This window comes from Novosphingobium sp. NDB2Meth1, assembly GCF_900117425.1.
GTDB lineage: Bacteria > Pseudomonadota > Alphaproteobacteria > Sphingomonadales > Sphingomonadaceae > Novosphingobium.
Genome location: NZ_FPEH01000018.1, coordinates 51,575 through 77,454 on the forward strand (window position 1 = coordinate 51,575; position 25,880 = coordinate 77,454).

The 25,880-nt window shown below is 65.8% G+C and carries 21 protein-coding genes; 10 read left to right on the top strand and 11 right to left on the bottom strand.

Going from position 1 to position 25,880, the window contains the following annotated elements; all coding sequences use genetic code 11:
• The first annotated feature begins 1 nt into the window (after position 1).
• From NDB2M1_RS14515 to NDB2M1_RS22675, 5 genes are all read left to right on the top strand, one after another.
• Complete coding sequence (locus NDB2M1_RS14515) at positions 2-1,120, top strand: efflux RND transporter periplasmic adaptor subunit (protein ID WP_171955406.1); 1,119 nt, start codon at positions 2-4, stop codon at positions 1,118-1,120.
• A 5-nt stretch (positions 1,121-1,125) separates the two neighbouring features.
• Entirely contained in the window at positions 1,126-4,272 is a 3,147-nt protein-coding gene (locus tag NDB2M1_RS14520) for an efflux RND transporter permease subunit (protein ID WP_072383389.1), read from the top strand.
• The gene (locus NDB2M1_RS14525; protein WP_072383391.1) at positions 4,269-4,658 is read left to right on the top strand and encodes a DUF2946 family protein; all 390 of its coding nucleotides are present in this window, start codon (positions 4,269-4,271) and stop codon (positions 4,656-4,658) included. Before NDB2M1_RS14520 ends, NDB2M1_RS14525 begins: the two co-directional genes overlap by 4 nt.
• A 94-nt stretch (positions 4,659-4,752) precedes the next feature.
• Positions 4,753-6,891, top strand: coding sequence for a TonB-dependent receptor (locus NDB2M1_RS14530; RefSeq protein WP_072383454.1), 2,139 nt, complete (start codon positions 4,753-4,755; stop codon positions 6,889-6,891).
• 370 nt (positions 6,892-7,261) lie between these two features.
• A complete protein-coding gene (locus NDB2M1_RS22675) occupies positions 7,262-7,435 on the top strand; it encodes a hypothetical protein (protein ID WP_171955407.1) in 174 nt (57 codons plus the stop codon).
• Here the strand turns inward: NDB2M1_RS22675 and NDB2M1_RS14540 are convergent.
• The 6 genes from NDB2M1_RS14540 to NDB2M1_RS14565 all read right to left on the bottom strand — a co-directional run bounded on the left by NDB2M1_RS14540 (position 7,410) and on the right by NDB2M1_RS14565 (position 14,101).
• Positions 7,410-8,522 carry a helix-turn-helix transcriptional regulator gene (locus NDB2M1_RS14540; RefSeq protein WP_072383395.1) on the bottom strand — a complete coding sequence of 371 codons (1,113 nt, stop codon included), beginning with the start codon at positions 8,520-8,522 and terminating at the stop codon, positions 7,410-7,412. The two genes, NDB2M1_RS22675 and NDB2M1_RS14540, sit on opposite strands and share 26 nt — an antisense overlap.
• 30 nt (positions 8,523-8,552) lie before the next feature.
• Positions 8,553-8,852 carry a hypothetical protein gene (locus NDB2M1_RS14545; protein ID WP_072383397.1) on the bottom strand — a complete coding sequence of 100 codons (300 nt, stop codon included), beginning with the start codon at positions 8,850-8,852 and terminating at the stop codon, positions 8,553-8,555.
• A gap of 77 nt (positions 8,853-8,929) precedes the next feature.
• Complete coding sequence (locus NDB2M1_RS14550; RefSeq protein ID WP_072383399.1) at positions 8,930-9,703, bottom strand: TIM barrel protein; 774 nt, start codon at positions 9,701-9,703, stop codon at positions 8,930-8,932.
• Between the two features lie 217 nt (positions 9,704-9,920).
• Positions 9,921-11,339, bottom strand: a complete 1,419-nt coding sequence (locus NDB2M1_RS14555) for a PepSY-associated TM helix domain-containing protein (protein ID WP_072383402.1) — start codon at positions 11,337-11,339, stop codon at positions 9,921-9,923.
• Positions 11,340-11,341: 2 nt separating this feature from the next.
• The gene (locus NDB2M1_RS14560; protein ID WP_072383456.1) at positions 11,342-13,666 is read right to left on the bottom strand and encodes a TonB-dependent receptor; all 2,325 of its coding nucleotides are present in this window, start codon (positions 13,664-13,666) and stop codon (positions 11,342-11,344) included.
• A gap of 87 nt (positions 13,667-13,753) precedes the next feature.
• Positions 13,754-14,101 (bottom strand): DUF2946 family protein, encoded by a 348-nt coding sequence (locus NDB2M1_RS14565; RefSeq protein ID WP_083554872.1) that lies wholly within the window; start codon positions 14,099-14,101, stop codon positions 13,754-13,756.
• Positions 14,102-14,238: 137 nt separating this feature from the next.
• Between NDB2M1_RS14565 and NDB2M1_RS14570 the strand changes: the two genes are divergently transcribed.
• From NDB2M1_RS14570 to NDB2M1_RS14585, 4 genes are all read left to right on the top strand, one after another.
• Positions 14,239-15,585 carry a DUF5690 family protein gene (locus NDB2M1_RS14570; RefSeq protein ID WP_216234020.1) on the top strand — a complete coding sequence of 449 codons (1,347 nt, stop codon included), beginning with the start codon at positions 14,239-14,241 and terminating at the stop codon, positions 15,583-15,585.
• Between the two features lie 25 nt (positions 15,586-15,610).
• Positions 15,611-16,753, top strand: a complete 1,143-nt coding sequence (locus NDB2M1_RS14575) for a 2-trimethylaminoethylphosphonate dioxygenase (protein ID WP_072383458.1) — start codon at positions 15,611-15,613, stop codon at positions 16,751-16,753.
• Positions 16,750-17,322 carry an HD domain-containing protein gene (locus NDB2M1_RS14580; protein WP_072383410.1) on the top strand — a complete coding sequence of 191 codons (573 nt, stop codon included), beginning with the start codon at positions 16,750-16,752 and terminating at the stop codon, positions 17,320-17,322. Before NDB2M1_RS14575 ends, NDB2M1_RS14580 begins: the two co-directional genes overlap by 4 nt.
• 112 nt (positions 17,323-17,434) lie before the next feature.
• Positions 17,435-19,183 (top strand): hypothetical protein, encoded by a 1,749-nt coding sequence (locus tag NDB2M1_RS14585; RefSeq protein WP_072383411.1) that lies wholly within the window; start codon positions 17,435-17,437, stop codon positions 19,181-19,183.
• On the opposite strand, the gene NDB2M1_RS22100 is transcribed toward NDB2M1_RS14585, so the two are convergent.
• The 5 genes from NDB2M1_RS22100 to NDB2M1_RS14610 all read right to left on the bottom strand — a co-directional run bounded on the left by NDB2M1_RS22100 (position 19,167) and on the right by NDB2M1_RS14610 (position 24,763).
• Positions 19,167-20,288 carry a glycosyltransferase family 4 protein gene (locus tag NDB2M1_RS22100; RefSeq protein WP_072383412.1) on the bottom strand — a complete coding sequence of 374 codons (1,122 nt, stop codon included), beginning with the start codon at positions 20,286-20,288 and terminating at the stop codon, positions 19,167-19,169. The genes NDB2M1_RS14585 and NDB2M1_RS22100 overlap by 17 nt on opposite strands.
• Positions 20,276-21,127: a class I SAM-dependent methyltransferase gene (locus NDB2M1_RS14595; protein WP_072383413.1), complete on the bottom strand. Its 852-nt coding sequence runs from the start codon at positions 21,125-21,127 to the stop codon at positions 20,276-20,278. The genes NDB2M1_RS22100 and NDB2M1_RS14595 overlap by 13 nt, the downstream gene beginning before the upstream one ends.
• Positions 21,128-21,129: 2 nt before the next feature.
• A complete protein-coding gene (locus NDB2M1_RS14600) occupies positions 21,130-22,182 on the bottom strand; it encodes a Gfo/Idh/MocA family protein (RefSeq protein ID WP_216234021.1) in 1,053 nt (350 codons plus the stop codon).
• Positions 22,175-23,809, bottom strand: a complete 1,635-nt coding sequence (locus tag NDB2M1_RS14605; protein ID WP_072383415.1) for a glycosyltransferase family 2 protein — start codon at positions 23,807-23,809, stop codon at positions 22,175-22,177. Before NDB2M1_RS14605 ends, NDB2M1_RS14600 begins: the two co-directional genes overlap by 8 nt.
• Before the next feature lie 81 nt (positions 23,810-23,890).
• Positions 23,891-24,763: a LysR family transcriptional regulator gene (locus tag NDB2M1_RS14610; protein ID WP_253185893.1), complete on the bottom strand. Its 873-nt coding sequence runs from the start codon at positions 24,761-24,763 to the stop codon at positions 23,891-23,893.
• Between the two features lie 99 nt (positions 24,764-24,862).
• Between NDB2M1_RS14610 and NDB2M1_RS14615 the strand changes: the two genes are divergently transcribed.
• Complete coding sequence (locus NDB2M1_RS14615) at positions 24,863-25,870, top strand: zinc-dependent alcohol dehydrogenase family protein (protein ID WP_072383416.1); 1,008 nt, start codon at positions 24,863-24,865, stop codon at positions 25,868-25,870.
• The last annotated feature ends 10 nt before the right edge of the window (positions 25,871-25,880 follow it).

Consider the following 25,880-nt stretch of genomic DNA (forward strand, 5'->3'; position numbering starts at 1 on the left):
AATGCGCGCTACCACCTTGTTTTCCGGAACCGTTCTGCTCGCGCTTGCCGCCGGCTCGCTGGCCGCCTGCGGCAGTTCCGCTCCGCCCGAAGCGCCGCCTGCCAAGACCGAACCCGGGGTGATCGCCTTCGCTCCGGGGTCGGATGAGCTCAATGCGGTCACGGTTCTCACAGCCAAGTCCAGCCCGCTGCCGGTATCGGCAGACCTCAATGCCCGGCTCGTGGTTGACGAGACGCTGACCAGCCGGGTCGGCACCCCTGTGGCCGGACGCGTGACGCAGCTGCTTGTCGATATCGCCGAGCAGGTCCGGGCCGGGCAGGTTCTCGCCACGATCGATGCGCCCGATCTGGGCCAGGCGCGGGCCGATGTGCTCACTGCGCAGGCGGTCAGCGCCCAGAAGGCGCGCGAGATGGCGCGCTCGCGCGTGCTGTTCCAGGGCGAGGCGATCGCCCGGCGGGATCTTGAGGCGGCCGAGGCCGACTCCGCATCCGCCGCCGCGGAACTCGAGCGCGCCCGGCTCAGGCTGCGCAATCTCGGTGGCGGGCGCGGGGACAGCCTGGCGCTGACCAGCCCGATCGCTGGTTACGTCGTCGATCGCCAGCTCAATCCGGGGCAGCAGGTCAGCGCCGGCCAGGGGCCGCTGTTCACCGTATCCGACCCGACCCGCCTGTGGCTTCTGATCGACGTTCCCGAGGATGCGGCAGCCCGCGCCAAGGTGGGCGAGATGGTTGAGTTCTCCGTACCCGCGTGGCCGGACCGGACGTTCTCCGCGCGGGTTACCAAGGTGGGGCTGGCAGTCGACCCCAACACCCGCCGTGTGCAGCTGCGTGCCGAGCTTGCAAACACCGATCTGGCCCTGAAGCCTGAGATGTATGCCCGCGCCCGACTGGTGACCGATGACGGGCGCACTGCCATCAAGGTGCCGAATGCCGCAATCGTCGAAGCCGGGATCAAGAGCTTCGTGTTCCGTGTCGAGGGACCGGGCCGGTTCCGCCGGATCCCGGTGCAGGTGGGCGAGCGGGGCGAGAACTTCTCGTTCGTCACCGCAGGCCTGAAGGACGGTGACAAGATCGTCGGTGAGGGCGCGCTGCTGCTCAATGCCCAGATGACCGGGAACTGAGTCCCATGCTGGAGAAACTGGCGACCTTTGTCATCGAGAAGCGCATTTTCGTGCTTCTCATGGTGGCTGCTCTCGTCTTCATCGGGGTCCGGGCTGTCTCGACCTTGCCGATCGAGGCCTTCCCCGATGTGCAGGACGTGCAGGTCGTCGTGATCAGCCAGCAACCCGGTCAGGCGCCCGAAGAGATCGAGCGCGCGATTTCGCTGCCTATCGAGCGCGCGCTGGCGGGCACCCCCGGCGTCACCGACATGCGTTCGGTCTCGATCACCGGCCTGTCGGTGGTCACGCTGATCTTCCGCGACGGGACGGATGACTACTTCGCCCGCTCGCAGGTGCTCGAAAAGCTGCGCGATGCCGATCTGCCCAATGGCGTGACGCCGAGCCTTGCCCCGCTTTCCACGGCGGTCGGTGAAGTCTACCGCTATATCCTCGACAAGCCTGCGGACATGCCGCTCTACGAAGCGCGCGCGATCCAGGACTTCGTGATCCGCCCGCGCATCCGCATGGTTTCGGGCGTGGCCGACGTTTCGAGCTTCGGCGGCAGCATCAAGCAGTATCAGGTTCTTGTCCGGCCCGACCAGCTCAAGCGTTTCGGCGTCACGATTGCCGATGTCCAGAATGCGGTGGGCAACGCCAATTCCAATGTCGGCGGCGGGTTCATCCGCAAGGGTGACGAGGATGTGGTCGTCCGCGGCGTCGGGCTGTTCAACTCGATCGACGATGTGGGCCAGGCGGTCGTCAAGCAGGTCAACGGCATACCGGTGCTGATCCGCGACGTGGGCGAGGTGAAGATCGGCAGTCCCGAGCGGGCCGGCATCGTTTCCTACGACCGGCAGAACGACGTGAGCGAGGGCATCGTCACGGTCGTGAAGGGGCAGAACGCCGCGCTTGTCGTCGCGGATGTGCGGCAGGCGGTCGACGAGCTGAACGCGCAGTTCCGGCTCGACGCCCAGCGGTCCGGCAGGCAGCCGATCCAGATCCGTCCGACCTACCAGCGCACCAAGCTGCTTGACCGCACGGTCGAGACCGTGAGCGAGAACCTCCTCGTCGGCGCAACGCTCGTGACGGTGATTCTGCTGGTCTTCCTGCGCAACTGGCGCGCGGCCATGGTGGTCGCGGCGATCATTCCGCTCGCCTTGCTGGCAGCGTTCACTGGCCTCAGCCTTGCCAACGTGCCGGCCAATCTCATCTCGATGGGGGCGGTCGACTTCGGCATCATCATCGATTCCGCAGTCGTCCTGATCGAAGCACTGATGGTCGCGCTCGCGATGGAGGCGGCACGAACCAAGGGACAGGAGCCTGACATTGCGCAGCGCAAGGAAGTGCTGCGCAAGGTCGTGGTCGATCTGGCCCGGCCGATCCTGTTTTCGAAGGCCATCATCATCATGGCCTTTGTCCCGATCTTCGCGTTCCAGCGAGTCGAGGGCAAGATGTTCCGGCCGGTCGCGCTCACCCTGTCGTTCGCGCTGGCCTCGGCGCTCATCCTCACGCTGACCTTCCTGCCGACCGTGCTCAGCTTCCTCGTCGAGCGCTATGACATGGCCGAGCGCCATCTGGCCTGGATTGACCGGATGCGCGATTTCTATCGGCGCGTTCTCGATTGGGCGCTTGTGCGGACCAAGGCGATCTTCCTCGGATCGGGCGCGCTCCTGCTGCTGACCGTCCTCCTCATCCCGCGCCTCGGCACCGAATTCCTGCCCAAGCTCGACGAAGGCAATATCTGGCTGACGATCCAGCTCACGCCCTCGGCGGCGATCGAGACGACCCGCAAAGTCGAGGCGCAGGCCCGCGCCATCATGTTGTCCTATCCTGAAGTCGCCCACGTCGGCACCGAGACCGGCCGCCCTGACGACGGCACCGACCCGAAGGGCCCGTCGAGCCTCCAGATGCTGATCGAGCTCAAGCCGCGCGGCGAGTGGCGCCCCCAGTTCCCGACGAAGGCGGCGCTGGAAGACGACATGCGCCGCAAGTTCGCGGCAATGCCCGGCGTGCCGACCAATTTCAGCCAGTACATCGAAGACAACGTCGAGGAGAGCCTGTCTGGCGTCAAAGGCGAAATCTCGATCAAGATCACGGGCGATGATCTCAACGTGCTCGAGGAGCTTGGCGAGAAGACCTCCGATGTCGTGAGCAAGGTTCCCGGGGCCTCCGACGTCGATGAAGTCAAGATCGGCGGGCAGACCGAAGTGCGCGCCATTCTCGATCGCGGCGCAATGGCCCGCTACGGCATCAACTCCGACGATGCCAACAACGTGGTCGCGACGGCCTTCGGCGGCGCGGTTGTCGGCACTGCCTACGAGAAGGACCGAAACTTCGATATCGTCGTCCGCCTTGCCGGGGACCAGCGCAATGCGGTCGATGACCTTGCCCAGCTGCAGGTGCCGCTCCCGGCAGGTGGCACGATCTCGCTAGGCCAGATCGCCCGCATCGAACTGCTTGTCGGCGCTTCGCGCATCAGCCGCGAGAACGGCAGCCGCAACGTTGCGGTGAAGGCCAACGTCGATGGCCGCGATCAGGGCGGCTTCGTGGCCGAAGCACAGAGGACCGTTGCCGAACAGGTCAAGCTGCCTGCCGGCTACCAGATGACCTGGGGCGGCCAGTTCGAGAATCAGCAGCGGGCGATGAAGCGGCTCGAATTGATCGTGCCGATCGCCTTGCTCGGCGTGTTCGTCCTCTTGTTTGGCGCCTTCCGGTCGGTGCGCTCGGCCGCACTCATTCTTGCCATGGTGCCCTTTACCAGCATCGGCGGCGTTGCGGCGCTCGGCGTTGCCGGATTGCACATGTCGGTCTCCGCCGCTGTCGGGTTCATCGCCGTGGCGGGTATCTCGGTGCAGAACGGCGTGGTGATGCTCGAACATATCACGCACCGGCTCCAGTCGGGTGATGCCTTCCACACTGCCGTGATCGAGGGCGCTGTCGACCGGCTCCGCCCCATTCTGATGACCGCGCTGATGGCTGGCCTCGGGCTTCTGCCCGCTGCGCTTTCGACCGGGATCGGTTCGGAAACCCAGCGTCCGTTCGCCTGCGTGATCGTGGGCGGGATCGTCACGGCGACGCTGTTCATGCTGGTGCTCCTGCCGCTGTCGCTCGTCTGGCTCGAGAGCCGCCGCAAGCCTGAACCGGGCGAAGCCATGCCGGAGCCTGCGGCTTGATCCACCGCCGATCAGCGCCGGGGCATGGCGGAACGGCCCGGCCGGGCGCTGCCTGGCTGGTGCTGGCACTTGTCCTTGCGCTGCTGGGCCAGAGCTTTCTGGCGCAGACCCACCACCACTTCGATACGAACCCTGTCGCAACCGCCCCGGCGCATCCCGCGCCTGCGGAAAGCGATCATCATGGCCCGGCTGACCCGAGCAGCGATTGCCCGATATGCCTCGGCCTCAGCCATCTCGGCGCCTACCTTACGCCCCCGGTCCAGAGCCTGCCCATCGTGCTGGCCGTGGTCTACCGGGCATTCCTGCCACCTGCGCTTCCGTTCGTCTGGAAGCGGCGCTATCTGCTGCCTCGCAGCCGCGCGCCTCCTCCCGGATTTCTCTCGTGATCCATTGATGGCCGGTTTCGGCCCGCAGGCGTGGCTCCACGCCAGCGCGGGCAGGCCGGTCCTCTCCGTCCAAGAGAATTCCGAAAGTATTCCCATGCGTCATGTCCTCCTGCTCGGCGCCGCCATCGCGGCGCTTCTCCCCGCTTGTGCCTTTGCCCAGGCCGCACCCGCACCCGATGGAGCGGACCAACCCGCCAACGAGATCGTCGTCACTGCCAAACGGCTCGACGATGCGCGCGATGCCATCCGCCCCTCGCTCGGCGCGAGCGACTACCAGATCAATCGCGCCATGCTCGATACGCAGCCCGGTGGCCCGAACCGCAGCCTGGCCCAGGTGCTGCTGCAGGCACCCGGCGTCACGCTCGACAGCTATGGCTCCATCCACGTCCGCAACGAGCATGCCAATCTGCAGTACCGACTGAACGGAGTGATCGTGCCGGAAAGCATTTCCGGTTTCGGGGCGACGTTCGATCCGCGCATCGCGGATTCGATCGATCTGGTGACGGGCACGCTTCCCGCGCAGTATGGCTATCGCACCTCGGGCGTGGTCAATATCAAGACGGCCGCAGGCCGCTTCGACAACGGCGGCGAGATCGGCGTCTATGGCGGCAGCCATGGCACGATCCAGCCCAGCGCCTCGATCGACGGGACATCGGGCAACCTCAGCTATTTCGCCTCGGGAAGCTTCCTGCAGAACGATCTGGGCGTCGAGAACACGACTAGCGCGCGCAATGCGATCCATGATCGTACCCAGCAGTATCGCGGTTTCGGCTATGTGTCGGACGTTCTATCGGACACGAGCCGGATCACCGCGTTCGGCGGCACATCGATCGGCTATTTCCAGATCCCCAACAATCCGGGCCAGCCGGGCCAGTTCACGCTCAATGGACAAAACGCGTTCGATTCGTCGCAGCTCAATCAGAACCAGCGCGAGATCACGCACTACGGGGTGCTGGCCTATCAGTATGGCGCCGGTGATCTCAATTTCGAGATTGCGCCGTTTGTCCGTTATTCGCAGACCCGCTATCTGCCCGATCCGCAGGGGGGCGATCTGATCCTGACGGGCGTGGCCGACACGACGCGCCTTTCGAGCCTCACGGCAGGCCTGCAGGCGGATGGCAGTTACAAGCTATCCGACCAGCACACGCTGCGCTTCGGCCTGTTCTTCCAGAACGAGCGGACCCGCTCCAACGTGGTGTCGCAAGTCTTCCCGGTCGATGGCAGCGGCAACCAGACCTCCGATGCACCGCTGACAATCGCTGACAGCAGCAGTCGCAATGGCCAGCTCTACGGCATCTACCTGCAGGATGAATGGTCGCTCACCCCTGAGCTCACGCTCAATTACGGTGCGCGTTTCGATGCGGTGCGGGCCTACACCCGCGAACAGCAGCTCAGCCCGCGCGTCAACCTCGTCTGGCGGCCTGCCAGCGGCACGACCTTCCACTTGGGCTATGCGCGCAATTTCACGCCGCCGCCGCAGGAGCTGATTGCCTCGCCCACGCTTGCCCTGTTCGTCGGCACGACCAAGCAGACCGAGATCACGACAGCAGACCCCGTCCGCGCCGAGCGCGAGCACTACATCGACGGCGGCATCGAACAGATCGTGGCGCCGGGCTTCAAGCTGGGGCTCGATGCCTATTACAAGAAGAAGCGCAACCTGCTCGATGAGGGCCAGTTCGGGCCTTCGCTGGTGCTCTCGCCGTTCAATTACGCCGATGGCTTTGCCTGGGGCGTGGAACTGAGTGCCAGCTACGTCCACGGCCCGTTCGACCTGTTCGCCAACGTTGCGCGCGGTCAGGAGAAGGGGCGGAATGTCATCTCCAGCCAGTACTTCTTCGCGCCGGACGAGCTGGCCTACATTTCCAGCAATTACATCTTCACCGACCATTCGCAGCGCTGGACGGCCTCGGGCGGGGCTTCTGCCACCATCCAGGACGGGCTGGGCCGGCTCATTCCCTCGATGACCTTCCTCTATGGCGATGGCCTGCGTGCGGATGATCCAGCCGGGATAGTGCCCAATGGGGGCAAGCTTCCGTCCTACTTCACCGCAAACCTGGGGATTTCCCAGAAGATTGATCGCGAAGGTCCGTTCAAGGGGCTGACGATGCGGATCGACGTGGTCAACCTGTTCGACAAGACGTACCTGCTGCGCGATGGCTCCGGCGTCGGGGTCGGCGCGCCGCAATATGGCGCGCGGCGCGGGATCTTCTTCGGCATCAACAAGGCGTTCTGACGCCGGCCCCGCTTCCGTCCCGCGCAGTTTCAGCTCCTGGCATGCGCTCTGTCCGGTTTCGGCGGAGACATCGCCAGGGGCTGGCCTGCCCCGGCAGGAGAGGATGCGGCATAGCCCGGGAGCATGGAAAGCACACGCGCGCACGCCCAAGGAGCCCGCGTCCGCCTTTCGCAACCTTGACCGGTGCGCTTCGCGATAAGGGCGGCAACCGCAGCCCGGAAAAGCATGCCTTTCTGGCTAGCAGTGATGCGCGTGCCAGAAACGCCCTGGAAGCGTTGATCGCTTTTCGCTTTTTGAGGGAGCGTTGCTGCACTCCCGGTCAATTTTCGCGCGACTTTCCTTCGCGCTTGCTGCGGGTCTCGTCGGGCTCGTGGCGGTGGAAGCGGCCTGTGCGCCCGAATGGTTCAGCACGCCCGAAGCCGCCGACGCCGACGCCGACAAGAACAGCCAGCCGGTCGCGCTGCACTTCCGACGGGAAATCGCGTTGGCCAAGGTGCCGAGGCAGCTCACCGTCCGGGTCAGCAGAACGGTGCAAGCCCGTTGAGCAGCTTTCGTACCAGCTCTGCCTGCCCGCTGGTGCCAGTCTTGGCATAGATCCGCTTCGAGTAGTTCCGGGCCGTTTCCGTCGTGAGTCCCAGCCGCCTGCCCGCTTCCGCGATCGGTTCGCCCAGTGTGATCGCGTGGGCAAGCGCCGCCTCCCGCGCCGACAGCCCGTGGACCGCGGCGATCGTCCGGATGGCTGAGGCCGGGTTCTCGTAGCGGTCGAGGCGGAGGGTGCCGATCACGGCGGGGGCGGCATGCGGCCCGTCGAGCGCGAGATCGGCCTTGCGCAGCAGGACCCAGAGATCGCGGCGTTCGTCGAGAAGAAGTGCGGCAGTCGTTCCCTTCTGTGCGGTGCAAAGAGCTGCACATTGTGCTTCGAGCTGGCGGCCGGTTTCCGGCAGCAACTGCAGCTTTCGACCGGTAGTCCCGCCGGCGCCTGCGGAAAATGTCAGCAGCCGTTCGGCTTCGCGATCTGCCGCCATGACATGGCCGGCGGCATCGAAGGCGATCTGTCCCACCCCGATGCGCGCAAGAGCATCTTCAGCCAGTGCGGTCTGCAGACGCTGAGCAACCAATGCGCAGAAGGTGCGCAGCGCTGCGGCGAGATGCGGCGCGATCATGCTCATGGTCGAGACCGCCGATGCGCTGAAATCCTCGCGCTCGCGCGCCAGAACGAGCCATGCATCGGCCGCTCCGGGAGCAGTGATGCGGATCCATCTGCCGTAGCGAATGCCCATTTCCTCGAGCGCCGCGCGCTGGTTGGCCAGTTGCTCGGGCCGATCATAGTCGAGCATTTCGTCAAGGCTGTAGACGCGCTCAGGACGCATGCGGCTGTGTGGATGTAGTTGCAGACTGTCGAGGCGCGTCATGTCGAGTGGCGGTTCGCTGGCGGCACGGGGTGCCGTCACCTGAAGTACGGTCGGGGCCTGATCTGCAGGCGCATTGGCGAGCACAATGACGAGAAATGCTCGGCGTGCGTAAGTCCGTGCAACCAGATTGCGCAAGAAGGCACCCCACGGCGGGTTGTCGTGGATGCCGTCGATAAGCGGCAGAAACAGTTCTCTCTGATCAGCGGGAAGAAAGTTCATGTACCTTGCTCCCACATGGGAGCTTGGCGGTCAATGCGCCGAGACGACAGGAGGATCGATGGGAACCCGCCGGTGCGGACCCATGCCCGGATCGCGGAAGACCTGCGTCGCGCGCGTTTCGGAACACTCGGGATTGGACGTCTTCCAGATGTCCTGCGTGTCGACAAAGCTGGTTTCGGTGAGATGGACGCAGCCGATGCGGGCGATGTGGGCGGTGAGGAATTCCGCTGGCGAAAGACCGGTGACGTTCAGGTGGGCGAGGTCGCGGTTCGGTTCCTGATGAAGGCGGTTGATCAGATCGAGGCTGATCGCGATCGTTTCGGCGTTCATGACGAAGGTCCGTTCGTGGGTCTGCCGCGCTGCCGGCAAGGTGGCAGACGCTGTTCTCGGCTTTTCGCAGGTGCGGCTCAGTGGCCGAGCGTTTCCCGGGTTAGCGCGAGGGACTGGTCCATCGGCAGGGTCGGGAAGTACTCCAGCCCGATGGCACCCTGATAGCCAAGGTCCCGCAGGGTCTCCACGGTCTTCGCCCAATCGATGCTGCCCGTGCCCGGCTCGTGGCGGTCGTCCATGTCGGCGACCTGTACGTGGGCGACAAGATGCATGCGCCCGGCCAGCACATCGGCGATGTCTTCGCCCATGCAGGCGCTGTGCCACACATCGTAGAGCAGGCGCAGGTTCGGGCTGCCCACCGCCTCGATCAGATCGAGGCCGAGCTTGGTGCTGACGAGGTACATCGCCGCGAACAACCGCGTGTTGAGCGGTTCGAGCAGCAACGTGACACCGGCTTCCTCGGCGAGATCGGCCGCCGCGCGCAGCGCGCTCACGGCATTGGCGAAGTGCTCCTCCTCGCTCATCCCCTCGATGCGGAAACCCGAGGCGACGATCAGGTCCGGCTTGCCGAGGCACGCCGTCGCCGCGATCGTTTCCCGCACGGCATTGACCATGTCTGCGCGCTCGGCGGGGTCGACGATGGACCGGCGCGGATCGACGCATACACCGGTCAGGCGCATCCCTGTCTCGTCCAGCGCCTCGGCCAGCCCGGCCACGGGCTTGTCGCGCCAGAGATGAAATTCGGCAAGTGCGAACCCGGCTGCCTTGGCCGCGCGAAGCCGCGCGTCGAGCTCGCCCGCTTCGGTGAATTGCCATTCGATACAGGATGATAACTGGTACGCCGCAGACATAGGATCCCTTTCCCATTCTACGGCCCCGCCGCGCCGCAGCGCTCGTTTGCCTGGCGGGTTCTATTCCCGCTATTTTGTGCGCGCTGCATCGCGCAGCTGCGGCCAAAAATCAAGCAGCCTGTCAGCTCGCTCCACGTGCAGTCCTGGCGGGCGTGCCGATCGATCTGCCGGTCATTGCTCTGACCGGCAGGTCGACGACGCCCGATGTCGTTGCGCGTTAGGTGGCCTTTCTGCCTGAACCTTGCAGGCCGAGCCAGTATGCCGCCGCAGGCAGGCGGCGCAGCAGGGCGAACTCGGCCGCCAGCATCAGCACCATGGAGATCGCCAGCAGGGGCAGGAGCGCCGCAAGGACAAGGATGATCACGACTACACCGCCCATGCGCGGCGGCACGCTGGCAAGGGGCGGTGCGCCCAGTCGGTCTGCCGGCTTGCGCCGCCGCCAGAGGACAAAGCCCGTCACCGACATCGTGACGAGCATCAGCGCGGTCGCCACGCCTATCAACTGGTTGAGGAGGCCGAAGAGCTGGCCTTCATGCCAGGCCACGCCATAGCCGACCACGCGGTCGATGACGTGCTTGTCGGCAAAGGCCTCGCGGGAAGTTTCGCGGCCGGTCAGCGGGTCGAAGGTCAGAGACACGCGCAAGGGCCGGTTCTGCGTATCGGAGCGGACCGACCATGCGCTGCTCCGCTTGCCGCCGAACGGCTGGGCGCCGCCGGGAGGCGTGACGATGACCGGGAAGGGCAGGTGCCGGCTTTTTGCTTCGGCCACGATTTCGCTCAGCGAGACGCCGGACATGGCCGGCCCCGCCATCAGGGTGCCATCGGGCATGCGATGCATGCCGTGCGGCATCGCGCCTGCCATGGCGCCGGTCATCGCCGCCATCGCGCCGTGATCGTGCTCGGCGTGCTCGTCCGCAGCCGCAGCGGCGCCGCCGATGGTCCAGTCCTGCCGGCCCTTGACCCACCCGAACTCGGTGCGCACGGCCTTGAACGCACTGCCCCAGACATCGGCCCAGGGCAGGCCGGTGACCAGCAGCACCATCGCGAGCCCTGAGACCCAGAAGCCGGTGACGGCGTGAAGATCCCGCCACACCACCTTGCGTCCGCCGCCCAGCCGCGGCCATACGACCCCGGCGAGGCCCCGCCCGGCGGGCCACCAGAGGTAAAGCCCGCTGAGGATCATCACGATGGCCCAACTCGCGGCGAGTTCGACGATCCAGCTGCCCCGCTTGCCGATCAGCAGCTGCCCGTGGATGTCATGCACCACCTGCATGATCCGCCATTCCGGATCGAGCGAGCCGACGACATGGCCATCCGGCGCGACGAACACATCGCGCATGGCATGGCCCGGCAGGGTGATGTGGACGAGGGCCGCATCGCGTTCCGCCCGCGGCAGGCGGTAGGAATGGAAACGGCTGCCGGGGAAGGCGGCAAGTGCGGCCCTGACCTGCTGATCGGCCGAAACCGTGGTGGCCGCCGGGAGGCCGCGCCAGGCGCGTTCCTCCCAGGCATCAATTTGCGGCTTGAACAGATAGGCCGCGCCGGTGAGGGCAAGGATCACGACCATCGGCATGACGAACAGCCCGGCATAGAAATGCCAGCGCCAGATGGTGCGGTAGAGAGATGGGCGGTCCATGGTCAGAGCCTCCAGCCCGCTTCGATGAGGAACGTGCGCTGGGGATAGGGGTGGAACACCCAGGCGCGATCGTTGGTGAGGTTGTCGACTCCGGCGGACAGCCGGAGCTTTTCGGCGAGCTGCCAGTTGAGCCGCAGATCGAGTGCGAAGAGTTCGGAGGTGAAGCCGAAGGTATCGCCGCGCTGTAGGCCGAACAGATCGGTGTTGGGCCGGCTGGCATAGCGCAGTCCAAGCGATCCCTGCAGCTTCGGGGTCAGGTCGTAGCGAAGGTTCGCGTTGATCCGCCACTTGGGAATGCGGGGGAACTGTACGCCCTCTGCAGCAGGGGCGGACGGATTGCGCAGTGTCTTGCTGTCGATGTACGCCGCGTTGAGATCGATGTTCATGCCCTCCACCGGCCAGTTTCGCGTCTCGGCGATCCCCTCGAAGCCGAACTGGCGGGTGAGATCGATGTTCTTGAACGTCGAGGTCGTGATCCCGTTCTGGTTGAAGCCCACGAACGAGAAGATCGTGTCGTCCACCCGCTGGAAGAAGGCGGAGCCTGTCAGCTTCATCCAGCCGAAATCATGCGCGACGACGAGGTTGGCATCCTTGCTCCGCTCGGGCTTCAGCCCCGGATCGAAGCTGTTGGGATTGAAACTGCCATCGCCGTTGAGGCTGCCCTGGAACAATTCGCCGACGGTGGGATAGCGCGTCGCCATCGCAAGGCTGAGCTGAAGGCTGGTGTGTGCGCCCACGGCATATTCGAACGAAAGGCTGCCGTTGACAGAGTCATTGCTGCGCGGCGCATAGGCGTTGGCTACCGCCTGGCCCGCCAGCGCCCCCGTGCCGAGCCGCGCCAGCCCGCCATCATAGGCACGCCAGTTGTCATAGCGCGCGCCGACGGTGACCGTCAGCGCAGCGAGGAACACCTGCGCTTCGCCCCAGGCCGAGAGCTGCCGGGTCTTGCCGAACGTGCGGCTGGCAAAGGTCTTGCCCGTTGCGCTCGTCCAGTCGGCCAGATTGCTGCGGGTCTGATCAGTGCGATAGGCATTGGCGGAGAGTCCCAGCGCAAAGGCCCGGCGCGCTGTCTTGTTCTCGAGCGCAAGATCCCCGGTCCACCAGCCGGTCGGCCCCTGCGCGGCGAGGGTGCCGGCGCCATTGGACTTGCCCGCCAGATATCCGTTCGAGGTGAAGGTATCGGTGCGGGGGATCTGATAGGTCGAAACGGCGAGCCGCGCGGTGGTGTTGCCCGCTATCTCGGCCGCGAGCTTGAGCCCCGCGAGGTACTCGTCGCGCACCGTCCGCGACCAGTTGGCGCCGGAGGCGGTGTAGCTTTGCGCGCCGATGCGCACGCGCCCTTCGCATACGGCGTTGCCGCCTGCATCGCGCAAGTAGCAATCGGGCGCGGTCTGGCTGTCCTCGTTATGCCAGTAGGCGAAGAGGAACTGGCCGGTTACGCTGCCGTTGTCATAGCCGATCTTGAGCTTGGCCTGCTCCTGCGTGATGCGGGCAGGGGACTGCGCGGCGAAATAGGGATTGGTTGCCGTGCCCGGCGCGCCGGGAATGCCGGTTCCCGCCGCGGCGGCGCGGACATGTTCGGGATCGACGATGGCGCCGGTGACGACCGTGCCGCCGCCGCCGGCCACCGGGTTCAGGCCGAGGAAAGTCATCGGCTGGCCGGTATTGCGGAAAAAGCGGCCGGTCAGGCGCAGTGACCACGGTCCGTCCTTCTGCTTCAGGCCGACACCCGCTTCGGCCGAGAAGCCACGGAAATCATCGCGCGTGCCGAACTGGCGATAGGGCTGGACGAAGCCCTGCAGCGTCGCGAAGGCCTCGGTCCGGTCGGGATCGCGGGTGGTGATGTTGACGATCCCGCCCATCGAGTTGCCGATGTAGCGCGAGGAGTAGGGTCCGTAGACAATATCGAACTGCCTGACTTCACCGGGGCCGACCACGCCCCACTTGGGCGCGAAACCGAAGCTGTTGCCGAGGAAGTTCGAGACAACGAAGCCATCGACCATGACCAGCGTGCGTGCGCTCTGGGTCGAATGCGTGCCGCGAAAGCCCGGTACACCGTTGCTGTCGCCAGAGTAGCGTTTGCGTACGAAGAAGTCGGGCGCGTACTTCATCAGGTCTTCGGTGTTGAAGGCATTGACGGCCTTGAACTGCTCCGCGCCAAGGCTGACCGCGAGCCCGCGCGGGGCGATCTCGATCGGCGCCTCGCGCTGGCCGACCACGAGGATGGAGTTTTCCGCCACTTCCGCATCGGGCGCGACAGAGTCTTGCGCCCATGCGGGCGCGGCAAAGCTCAGCGCGAGGCCGAGCGCAAACAAGGATGATTTCACGAGCTGTGTCCACTTGCCCGGCACGCGCGAGCGCGCATGCGGGTGATCTGTCAGGAAGCCTCACGCGCGGTGAGGCCGTTCAGTCTGTCAGATCAGCGCGGGTGGTCCGCGCAATGGTGGGCGGGCGTGGGTGAAGCCTGCCAGCACGGGAATGCGCACCGGCGCAAATCCGAGCAGGAGCAGGAATGCGATCGCGAGCGCGACGAATACCGGGAGCTGCGCATCAAGCGAAGCGAAGGACAGCGACGCGTAAGGGCAGGATTCGGCGGCTTTCGCGTGGCCTTCAGACTTTCCGGGGATCGTGATCTGCTTCGCCATGCGCTCACCGCTGGCGTCGCCGCAGACGAGGATCGTGAGGGACTGGCCCTGGCTCCCCACCATGTAGCCAGCAGGCACGACGGCCTTGATCACGAGCGCCAGCACGACCAGCAGCATGGCCAGCCGAAAGTGATCGTGAATGTATGCGCGCCAACGCCCCATGCGCGCGCCCTTACACGCTGTGCACCGGCCCGTCACCATCCTGCGCCAGCAAACGTGACACGGATGACGCACACAAGTAGGATAAGCTCATCGTGGACAGCCGCATTCGGTCAGCCTTGGCGAAAGCCCACCCGGCACTCTTCGCGGCGGTCGCCGGCATGGCCGGTTTTTCCGCTTATTTCGCGATGTACGCCTTTCGCAAGCCGTTCACCGCGGCGACGTTCGACGACGTGCCCGGCTGGCACCTCGCGTTGAACTACAAGATCGCGCTGATCGTCGCGCAAGTGGCTGGCTATGCGCTTTCGAAGTTCATCGGCATCAAGGTGATCTCTGAAATCCACCCACGCTATCGGGCGGCGGCGATCCTCGGGTTGATAGCGGTTTCGTGGCTGGCGCTTGTCGGCTTCGCGCTGATCCCGGCGCCGTGGAACGTGGCGATGCTGTTCCTGAACGGCGTGCCGCTGGGGATGATCTGGGGGCTGGTCTACGGCTTCATGGAAGGGCGGCGGGTCTCCGAACTCCTCGCGTCGATGATGTGCGCGAGCTTCATCGTCTCGTCGGGGGTGGTGAAATCGGTGGGCACCTGGCTGATGGGTGACTGGCACGTGGACCGCTTTTGGATGCCGGCAACCACCGGTGTGCTGTTCATGCCTCTGTTGCTGATCTCGGTCTTGATCCTGAACCAGCTGCCGCCGCCGAACGCGCGCGACGAGGCCGAGCGGGTCAGGCGCGCACCGATGGCGAGTGCCGAGCGGAGGAGCTTCCTGCGTGCTTATGCGCCGGGGCTGATCGCGATCGTTTTCGCCTATGTCATGCTGACCGCTTTTCGCGATTTCCGGGACAACTTCGCGGCCGAGCTCTGGAGTGCGCTCGGCTATGGCGGCAACTCGGCCGTCTTCTCGGAAAGCGAGATACCGGTGGCCGTGATCGCGCTGGTCTGCATGGCCGCCGTCATCATCGTGCGCGACAATCGCCGCGCGCTCATGGTCATTCACGGGATGGTTGCGGCGGGTTTTGCGCTGCTCGGGCTGTCGACGCTGGCCTACCAGATGCACCTCATTTCGCCGCTGGTCTGGATGATCCTGACCGGATCGGGGCTCTATATCGCCTACAATCCGATCAACGCCGTCCTGTTCGACCGGCTGGTCGCGGCAAGCGGGCGCATCGCGAATGCGGGTTTCCTCATCTATGTGGCAGACTCGGTCGGCTATCTGGGCAGCGTGGTGCTGCTGCTGTGGCGCAATTTCGGGCAGTCCTCGCTCGACTGGCTGCCCTTCTTCATACGCGGAGCCTATGTCACGAGCATTGTCGGAACAGCCGCGACGGTCCTGGCCGCGCTTTATTTCTATCGCCGATCTGCGCAGGCTGGGACCGGCGCCGAAGCGGCCGTGACGCGGCCGAGCCTGTCCGGGGCCGTGGTTCCCGATGCAAGTGCGTGACAAGGATTGCCCATTGAACACCGCGATGACCGCATCACCCCTCACGTTGATCGACAACGGTGCCGCGCTGCTGGTCGAACTTGACGGAACGCCGCGGCGCTTCCACGCGATCTGGCTGCGTGACAATGCGCAGGACCCGGCGACGCGCAGTCCCGGCAACGGGCAGCGCCTGATCACGCTGCTCGATATTCCGGAGGACACCAGGATCGCCGCCGCAGAGTGGTCGGACGGGCGTCTGGAAGTGCGCTTCGAGCCCGAGGGCAAGACGGTGGCTTTCGAAGCCGATTGGCTTGCAGCGCACAGCTACGACCGGCAGGAGACGCGCGGCGCCGGCTGGACCGATGATGGCATCACACGCTGGGACGCCGGGCTCTCGGGCACGGTATTGGCGGCTGATTATGGCGAGGTGTGCGCCAATCCGGCGGCGCGGCTTGACTGGCTGCGGACGATCAGACGGTATGGTTTCGCCCGGCTCTCCGGCCTGCCGACCACCGACGGTATTCCGGCAGAGATCGCCGCGCTGTTCGGCCATGTCCGCGAGACCAATTACGGGCGGGTGTTCGACGTCCGCGCCAAAGTCGATCCGAATAACCTTGCCGATACCAACCTCGGGCTGCAGGCGCACACCGACAATCCCTATCGCGATCCCGCGCCGGGGCTGCAGATCCTCGCTTGCCTGCGCAATGAGGTGGAGGGCGGGGAATCGATCGTGGTCGACGGGTTCGAAGTCGTCGCCCGCCTTAAGGCGGAGATGCCCGAAGGCTTCGCGCTCCTTGCCGGGCACAGCGCGCGGTTCGAATATGCGGGCACGCGTGATGTCCGGCTCTGCGCGAAGAAGCCACTCATCGAGCTTGGACCGGACGGCGAGCTGCTCGCGGTGCGTTTCAACAACCGCTCCGCCGCACCCTTCACCGACGTGCCGTATGAGGCGATGGCTGGCTATTACCGTGCCTATCGCCGCATGGCCGAACTGATCGACGATCCGGCGCTTGCCGTGCGGTTCAGGCTTCCCCCCGGCGAGGCTTTTGTCGTGGACAATCTGCGCGTGCTCCATGCCCGCAGCGCGATCACCAGCAGCGGCAGTCGCCATCTTCAGGGCTGCTATGCCGACAAGGACGGACTGCTTTCCGCCATCGCCGTGCTCGAGGCACGGAGTGCGACGGCATGAGCGCCGCTGCGGAGGGGGCAGACAGCATCGTCGCCAGGATCGCCGATATCTTCGCGCGCCGGGGGGCGGAGGCCTATCTGGGCGAGGCGGTCACCATGGCCGAGCATATGTTGCAGACGGCGACGCTGGCCCACGCGTCGGGCGCGCCGGATACGCTGGTCGCGGCGGCGCTGCTGCACGACATCGGCCACTTCACCAGCGAGTTCGGCACCTACTCGCCTGACGACACGTTCGACCGGCACCATGAGGACGCCGGCGCTGCGGTTCTGGCCGGTCATTTCCCGCCCTGCGTCGTCGAAGCCGTGCGGCTGCATGTCGCGGCGAAGCGCTATCTCTGCGCGGTCGAGCAATCCTATCATGATGGCCTGTCGGATGCGTCGAAGCATAGCCTTGCCCTGCAAGGCGGTCCGATGAGCCCGGACGAAGTCGCCGATTTCCGCCGCCTGCCATACTACAGCGATGCGGTGCAGATCCGGCGCTGGGACGATGCGGGCAAAGTCGCGGGGCTGCGCACGATGTCGTTCGATCAGTTCCGGCCGATACTGGCGCGGGCCGCTCTTCAGGACTAATCGGCCGATCCCCGTAGCCCTTAACGGACTCGCGCCCTGTCAGCTTGGTGAAGGTATGCTAACCATATCCGGTTAGGGCGATGGCGGTATTTGCACGGGGCCGTGGGGGATCATGACTGAAACGCCGGAACAGACCGGGGCAGGTGCCAACGAAGCGGCTGCCGGCGTGCCTTCGGCACCGTCGGCGAAGAGCGGGCTGGTGCGGTTTGCGATCGGTTCGGCGGCTATCGCGTTCATCCTCTCGCTGACGTTCCGGCCCTTCAGCAATGTGTCCGCATTCCTGCTCCACCGGCAGGATCGCTGGCTGCTGCTGGTGGCGGCCATGCTTGTGCTGCTGGCCTGCATCCGGCCAGCACGACGCATCGCCTTGCCGGCGGTGCAGCGCGGCACGTGGCTGGCGAGCGCGCTGGTGCTGCTGGTGGCGGCGAGTGCCGGGCATTTCCTGTTGCTCAGTGGCTATGACCTCAGCCGCGACGAGCAGATGGCGACGTTCGATGCCGCCGTGTTTGGAGGTGGCCATCTGGTTGCACCGCTGCCCCCGTTCTGGCGCGGTCATGCCGATGTGCTCAACACGCTGTTCATGTATCCCGCCCAGCCGCGCGGGGCGTGGATATCCTCCTATCTTCCGCTCAACGCCGGGCTGAGGGCGCTGTTCGGCCTGATCGGGGCGCCATGGCTCGTAGGCCCGCTGATGGTGGCGCTGGGGGCTGTCGCTCTGTACGGCTGTGTCAGGCGGCTCTGGCCCGATGACCGCGAGGCCGGGTTTGTCGCGCTGGTGCTCTATGCGGGCTCGGCGCAAGTGCTGTTTGCCGGGATGACGAGCTATGCGATGCCCGGCCATCTCGCGCTCAATCTGTGCTGGTTGTGGCTGTTCCTGCGCCGCGAAACCCGGTCGGACCTTGCGGCGCTGGCGGTCGGGTTCGTTGCGACCGGGCTGCACCAGCCCTTGATGCACCCGATGTTCGTGGGGCCGTTCATCCTGTTGCTGCTGGCACAGCGGCACTGGCCGCGGGCGGCGATCTATATCGCCGGCTACGCCGTGATCGGGGCGTTCTGGCTGTGGTGGCCGACGTTCATTTCCTCGCTGGTGCAAGTCAGCGCGCAGGCACCGCGTCCGGAGGGGACCGATTATGTCACCCGCCTGATGGGCATCCTGCGTGATCGGGACCCGATGGGCATGCCCAACATGGTCGCCAACGGATTGCGCTTCATCGCCTGGCAGCATCTGCTGCTGGTGCCGCTCCTGTTGGCGGGGGCGCGGCGATATCGCACCGATCCGATGATCGCGGCGCTGGCCGGGGGCATGGTGCTCACCTTGCTCGTTATGGCGATCCTGCTGCCCTATCAGGGGCATGGCTTCGGCTATCGCTATCTGCATGGCCTGATCGGCAACGGCGTGCTGCTCGCGATTTACGGCTGGAAGACGCTGGGCAGCGAAACCGGGCAGTGGCGCACGCTGCTGCTGCGCACGACGGCGGCGGGCGTGCTGGTGATCCTGCCGATGCAGGCCGTGATGGCGCATCAATTCTATGCGGCTTCAGCGCAAGTATCCGCACGCCTTGCCACCGTTGAAGCAGACTACGTGGTCGTCGGGCGCAAGGACGTCGCGACGGCGGTCGATCTCGTCAACAATCCGCCCGATCTCGGGAGCCGTCCGGTTAGGCTGCTGCGCGACGAACTGAACGACAGTGCGATTGCCGCGATCTGCGCCGGTCATCCTTCCATCGCGCTGATCGGCAATGTCACGCTTGCGCCGCTGGGCGATTACTACGGCTTCGGCGAGCCGGTTGCCGATATGCTGAATGCCGATGCGGCCCTGCGCCTTGCCCGTGCGGGATGCCGGGTCAGCCGCGTCGGCTGAGTGCCTGCCCGACCGAAGCAAGCCGCGCGGCAAACCCGGCCCACGAATAGTGGCGCTGGCTGTAGTCGATCATGGCTTGCCGGGATGCCGCGGATTGCGCCTCCAGCCCGCTGAGGATCGCGCAGACGCGGTCGGCGCTGCGCTCGATGTCCTGCAGATCGACATCCGCCCCTTGGAGCCACTCGCTGGCGGCGGGATCGGCGCGGGCGCTTTCCTCCCCGCAGATCACCCGAAGACCGGCTGCCATCGCTTCCTGGATGACGAGCGGATAGCCTTCCCCGACACTCGGCAGCAGCAGCGTGTCCGCACTGCGAAACAGTGCGGCGATGCGTTCGGGGGGCAAGGATCCGAGCAGGTGCACGTTGGGCAAGTCCCATTGGCGGGGATCGATCGGCCCGGCGCCGGCCAGCGCGAACGCAATCTGCGGGCACCGCCGCGCGACGGCCTGCAGGATCGAGAGGCCCTTCTTCTCCACAAACCGCCCGACAAAGGCCACCAAAGGGCGCCCATCCGGCAGGCCAAATGCACCGCGCTCCGGGGCTCCGGGATGGAAAATCGCGGTGTCCACGCCGTTGAACTGCAGCAGCGGCGCGCGCTTCATGCGGGCGCCTGCAAAGAACTGCCGCACCGTGTCGCTGATGAAGACCACCTGATCGGCGCTGCGCAGCATCGGCCGGGTGACGACCCGGTTGGCGAGTGCCATCACCCGCCGCATCATCGCGCTGGCGAAGGCGATTTCGGCCACGTGCTGGATCAGGATCACCGGCCTGCGCTGCAGCTTTGCAAACACCATCGCGAGGATCGAGGTGCAGTAGAGCGCATCGTGAATCACCACCACTTCGACGCCCTTGACCGCCGACCACAGGCGGACGGTGCCGCGCGGGCCGGGGATCGGCATGGGCAGGCCCGTCAGCGCCTCGGTCGGGTTGATGCAGGGCAGGGGGAGAGCTTCAACGCCGCGGTCGTCGAGCAGGGTATCGCCTGCGCTCGCGGCCCAGCTTGCGACATGGCCCTGCGTGGAAAGATGGCGGCAGATCTGCGCGGCAACCCGCTCGATCCCGCCGCCGTGGCTTTCGAAGAAATGCGTGACCGTCAGGAAGCGCAAGGGCGCTCCCCGATCACGAGCAGGCACGAAGGCCGGTCGGAGTTGTCTTCCCAGTCGAGGCCGCTGGTGATGACGCCCGCCAGCAGCCGCGCCACGGGTTCCGGCATCATCGTCGAATTCTGCAGTGCGCGCAGCTTGAGGGCGCGCTGGATCTCGATCGGACGGCGGCGACCGGCGGACAACGTGTGGAGCAGGCCGCCGGTCATGCGCGAGAGCGATTCCCAGCGCTGCGTGGTCCGCTCGCCAAGGTAGCCCGAGAAAGAGAGAACCTTCAGGCCATTGCGCTCGCAGATGGCGTTCCAGTCCTGCTCGGCCAGATAGTTGAAATGGGCAAGGCGCTTGTCGAGCTCGGAGAGGTACTTGTCGCGCGGCACACCCGGCAGGACGCTGCCCGAGAGGTTCTCGTGGAAACCTTGGCACGGCACGGTGAAGAAGAACTTCCCGCCCGGCTTCAGCACGCGGCCCAGCTCGGTGATCACGGGCTCGAGATCGGGGATGTGCTCCAGCACCGAGTTCGAGATGGCATAGTCGAACGTCGCGGCCTCTTCCGGAATGGCATTGCCGCCGACGGTGTGGATGCGTTCATAGAACGTGTACTTGCGCGCGGCGTCCGTTTCCAGCGGATCGGGATCGATGCCGACCAGCCGCGGCGTGCGGTTCATCCGCTTGAACAGGATGTCGGTGAGGATGCCGTCGCCGCAGCCCAGATCAAGGCCGAGGCCCTCGGGAATGCCCGCGCGGGCGAGCACGTCGATCTCGATCCCGCGCCAGAACGCCGTGGCGGGCTGCGCGGGGTAGCGCGCGACGAACTCGGTCATGAGCTGTTTGTCGATCTTCATGGTCACAACCTTTCGGCGTTGGAAATGATATCATGTTGCAGGTTCAGCACGCGCTTCGCGGCAGCGGCATCGATCGGGGCCAGTGCGGCCTTGTCACCGGCGACGCCCTTGGCGAAGCGGTCGAAGACATGGTCGTTGCCGTAGCGCAGCTTGCCCAGCACGTGGAGCAGACCGCTCGTGCCGTGCTGCGCCCAGTGCTGGGCGGTGGCGGTGAAGCTGGTGCGGATCACTTCGGCGGTGGCGTGGCTGCCGTCGTTGGGCAGGCGGATGTAGATGTCGCGGAAGATGTCGACGATGGCGACGCTCTTCTCGCCGTGGACGAGGAGGTACCACTCGGACACGCTGGCTTCGAAGCAGCACGACATCGTGACGGGAAAGTCGCTGTCCGAACGGAACCAGGCGTCGATCTGATAGGGCGTTGCATGCCCGTCGGGATTGTTCACGCAGACCGCCTTGGCCAGCGCGAGCGGCCCGGCCACGCGCGAGAGCAGATAGAGCAGGTGCGGGCTTTCATCGTAGAACAGACCCAGCGGCAATTGCTGATACCACGTCGGCAGGCGGCGCGAGGGGTTGCCCAGTTGCAGCGCCCGCAGGCCCCGGATCTTGCCGAGGCGGCCGCTGGCGATGTCGCGGTCGAGCTTTTCCATCGAACGGGCGAACTGGAAGTTGTGTACCACGGCAAGCGTGCGATCGGCATCGGCAGCGGCGGCGACCATCGCGGCGCCTTCGCCCGGCGTCATCGCAAAGGGCTTTTCGGTGATGACATGAAGTCCGCGCGCGAGGCCTTCACAGACGAGATCATGGTGCGCCATCGGCGCGGTCGCCACCGAGATGGCGTCGACCTCGTCGATCCAGTCGATGGCGGCCAGCGTCTTGGCCTGGCAGGCGCGCACCTTGCCGTTCGCCTTGGTGAACTGGGCGACACGTTCGGCACTGCGGTCCGCCACGCCGACCAGCTCATAGGCGGGATTGGCGCTGATCGTCGGGATGTGGCGAGCGCTGCCGACCCAGCCGAGGCCGACGACACCCATGCGAAGCTTGCGGGGTTCAGGCAACGGAGGTCTCCCCGGTGCGCTTGAGGGCGAAGTAGCTGGCAGCATAGTTCCACATATAGAGCGCGAGCGAGGACAGCGGGGCGGCGACGAGCATCGGCAGCGCAAGCTGGCCGCGCAGCAGCCAGATCAGTGCCAGCGCGATCGGCAGGTTGCTGATGAGGACCACCGAATAGCTGGCAAAGGCGGTCCAGCTGCGGCGGGTCTGGAAGATGGCACCGGACATCGTGAGATAGCCGACCGGCAGCAGCACCGCCGCGCTGGCAAGCTGGCAAAGCACATAATGCACGCCCAGCGCATCCAGCCCGATCATGATGCCGTTGTGGAGCAGGGCGAGGGCGAGCGCGGCGACCGTGTAGAGCGGAATGGGCCGGATGAACCGGGCGATCTTGCCCTCGGCGGCGAAGCCTTCGGGCGCGGTCAACCCGCTCAGGAAGTGGGCCTGGTGCCCGCTGATCACGGCCAGCAGGAAGCCGGCGAACAGGGTCTGGATGCCGATCGAGCCGAGCATGCCGGTGATCACGACGGGCAGCACGGTCGAGAGCGGCTGGTAATGGATCGAGGACCAGTATCCCGCGATCGTGATGATGCCGGCCAAGGCGGCGCCCAGCAGGCCGATACCCGCCAGAATGAAGGACTCGAGCGACAGCAGCGGGCTCAGTGCGAACATCCAGCGCGCCGGCGGCGACCATCCGGCGCGGCTGGCGTGGAGGTGCGTCGCCAGCGCCATGGTCATGCCAAGGTGCCCGCCGGAGACGAGCATCGCGCCGATCACGGTCCAGCTTTCACCGAACGGCGAGTACTGAAGGATGCCCATTTCATGCAGCGTCGCGATGCTCAGGATAATCAGGCCGAGCGCTGCGATCAGCGCAGCCGGCACGCCAAACGCCCAGGTCGGACTCAGCATGAACAGGTAGCGCAAGTGCCGCCAGCCGTCGCGCCACGGGCGCAAGTGCGGCGCGCGGTCGCGCAGGTCCGGCGAAAGCGTCGCGGGGACCTGATCGATCCGCATGCGGCGCAGGCTGGCCTTGATCACCATCTCGCTGGCAAATTCCATGCCCGAACCCTGCAGGCCGAGCGCAAGATAGGCGTCCTTGCGAATGGCGCGCAGGCCGCAGTGGGCATCGTCGATGCCGGTGCGGAAAAACAGGTTGAGCACGCCGGTCAGCACCGGATTGCCGATATAGCGGTTCTTCCACGGCATCGCGCCGGGGGCGATCCCGCCCTGAAAGCGTGATCCCATGCACAAATCCGCGCCTTCCAGCAGCTTGCCGATCATCGGCACGGCATTGGTGAAATCGTAGCTGCCGTCGCAGTCGCCCATGATGAGGAAGCGCCCATAGGCGTCGTTGAAGCCGCCGATGATCGCCGCGCCGTAACCCTTGCGGCTGACATTGACCACGCGCGCACCGAGCGAGGTTGCCAGCGCCTGGCTGCCATCGGTCGAGCCGTTGTCGGCGATCACGACTTCGCCGGCGAGCCCGTACTGGCGGTAAATGCGGTCCAGCGCATCAAGCGCATTGGCCATGCAATGGGGCAGCGACTGCACTTCATTGAGGCACGGCATCACAATCGTCACATCGAGCGGGGCAATTTCCGCTTCGAATGACTGTGCGGCCTGCAGTTCCATAGCGCCCCCGAAAACCTCGCCAAATCCTTACCGGGGGATAGTGCGGAATGGTTAGCAGCCGGTTAATTCTTCGAGGGTACCTCAATTTGCCAAGGCGAGCCGTTCGATCAGCAGATCGACCAGCGCGCGAAGCCGGGGCAGACGCCTCAGGTCGCGGTGATAGCCGAGCCAGGTGTCGCGCGTCGGCGGCTCGGCGCCGATATCCAGCGCCTCGATTCCGGGTGTCGCATCACCCAGCGGCCGGGGCAGAACGGCAAGGCCGGTACCCAATGCACAAAGCTGCGCCTGCATGTCGCGGCTGTTGCTGCGGGCGGCGATGCGGGCGCCGGGCAGCGTCTGCATCAGCCAGCCGACATCGGGCATCGAGGCGAACGCGGTGTCCATCACCACGACCGGGTAGGGCGTCTCGTCACCAGCATGCGGCTGCCAACGGCCGGGCTGGCCATAGACGGCATAGGGCACCGTCAGCAGGCGGCGCGCGATCACTTCGGGTTCGTCGAAACCGGTGATGCGGATCACCAGATCGGCCTCGCGCCGGCTGAGGCTGTAGACGCGCTGGTCGGTAAGCGTCTCGACGATCACACCGGGGTGCAGGCGGTTGAACTCGGCGAGAACGGGAGCCAGCACCACCCGCCCGAACCAGTCCGAGCACGTGAGCCGGAGCATGCCTTCGAGGCCTGCGCTGCTCCCCGCCAGCTCGCGCGCGAGCGCCTGCGCCTCGGCTTCCATGCGCTCGGCGTGGCGCAGCATGACTTCGCCCTCGTCCGTAAGGATGAAGCCGTCGCCGGTGCGCTGGAACAAGGTAAGCCCCGTCGCCGCTTCGAGCGCGCGGAGGCGGCGGCCCATGGTCGGCTGCGATTGGCCCAGCTTGCGCGCGGCGCGGCCGAGTGTGCCTTCGCGCGCGATGGCGAGGAAGACAGGGAGATCGCTCCATTCCATCGGGGGGCCGGCCATCAGGTGTTCCATTCAATAGCGCATGGATAGCATGCGATCATTTGGATTTCCGATCAAGTTTGAAAGCGGCACTCCTTAGGCATCGCAAAGGAGATTGCCATGACCACTTCACCTTCCATGCTTGCCGCCCTCGTCGATACCAACGACGGTTCCTTCAACCTCCGCGAGATCGCGCGGCCCACGCCGGGTGCGGGCGAAGTCCTCGTCCGCGTCGCGGCGGCGGGAACCAACCCGCTCGATACCAAGATCCGCGCCGGCCAAGCAGCGCATGCCCGCCATCCGCTCCCGGCTGTGCTCGGCATGGATCTGGCCGGCGTGGTCGAGAAAGTCGGCCCCGGCGTGACCCGGTTTGCGCCGGGCGACGAAGTCTATGGCTTCACTGGCGGTGTTGCTGGAATGCAGGGCTCGCTCGCGCAGTATGTCGCGGCGGATGCGCGGCTGCTGGCGCACAAGCCGGCCAATCTCTCGATGCGTGAAGCCGCGATCCTGCCGCTGGTGGTGATCACCGCGTGGGAAGGCCTCGTCGACCGCGCGCAGCTCAAGGCCGGACAGACCGTTCTGGTGCAGGGCGGTGGCGGCGGCGTCGGCCATGCGGCGGTGCAGATCGCCGTGGCGCTGGGCGCGAAAGTCTTCGCGACCGGCTTCAGCGGCGATCTCGCCTACATCGAAAGCCTCGGCGCCATCCCCATCGACGCCAATGATCCGATCGAGGACTATGTGGCCAGACATACCGGCGGCCGCGGCTTCGATGTCGTCTACGATACGCTCGGCGGCGCTGTGCTCGATGCCTCGTTCAAGGCGGTGCGCCGGTTCGGCCATGTCGTGAGCTGCCTCGGCTGGGGCACCCATGCGTTGGCGCCGCTCTCGTTCAAGCAGGCGACCTATTCGGGTGTGTTCACGCTCCACGCCTTGCTGGCGAACGAGGGCCGCGAACACTACGGCGATATTCTGGCCGAGACCGCCGTGCTGGCCGAGGCCGGAAAGCTGCTCCCCCGCCTCGATCCGCGCGTGTTCACGCTGGCCGAAGCTGGAGCTGCCTATGACGCGGTGCTTGGCAGCAACGGTGCGGCGCGCCAGAAGGGTAAGGTCGCTGTCTCGATCGTTTGATGCGGCTTGC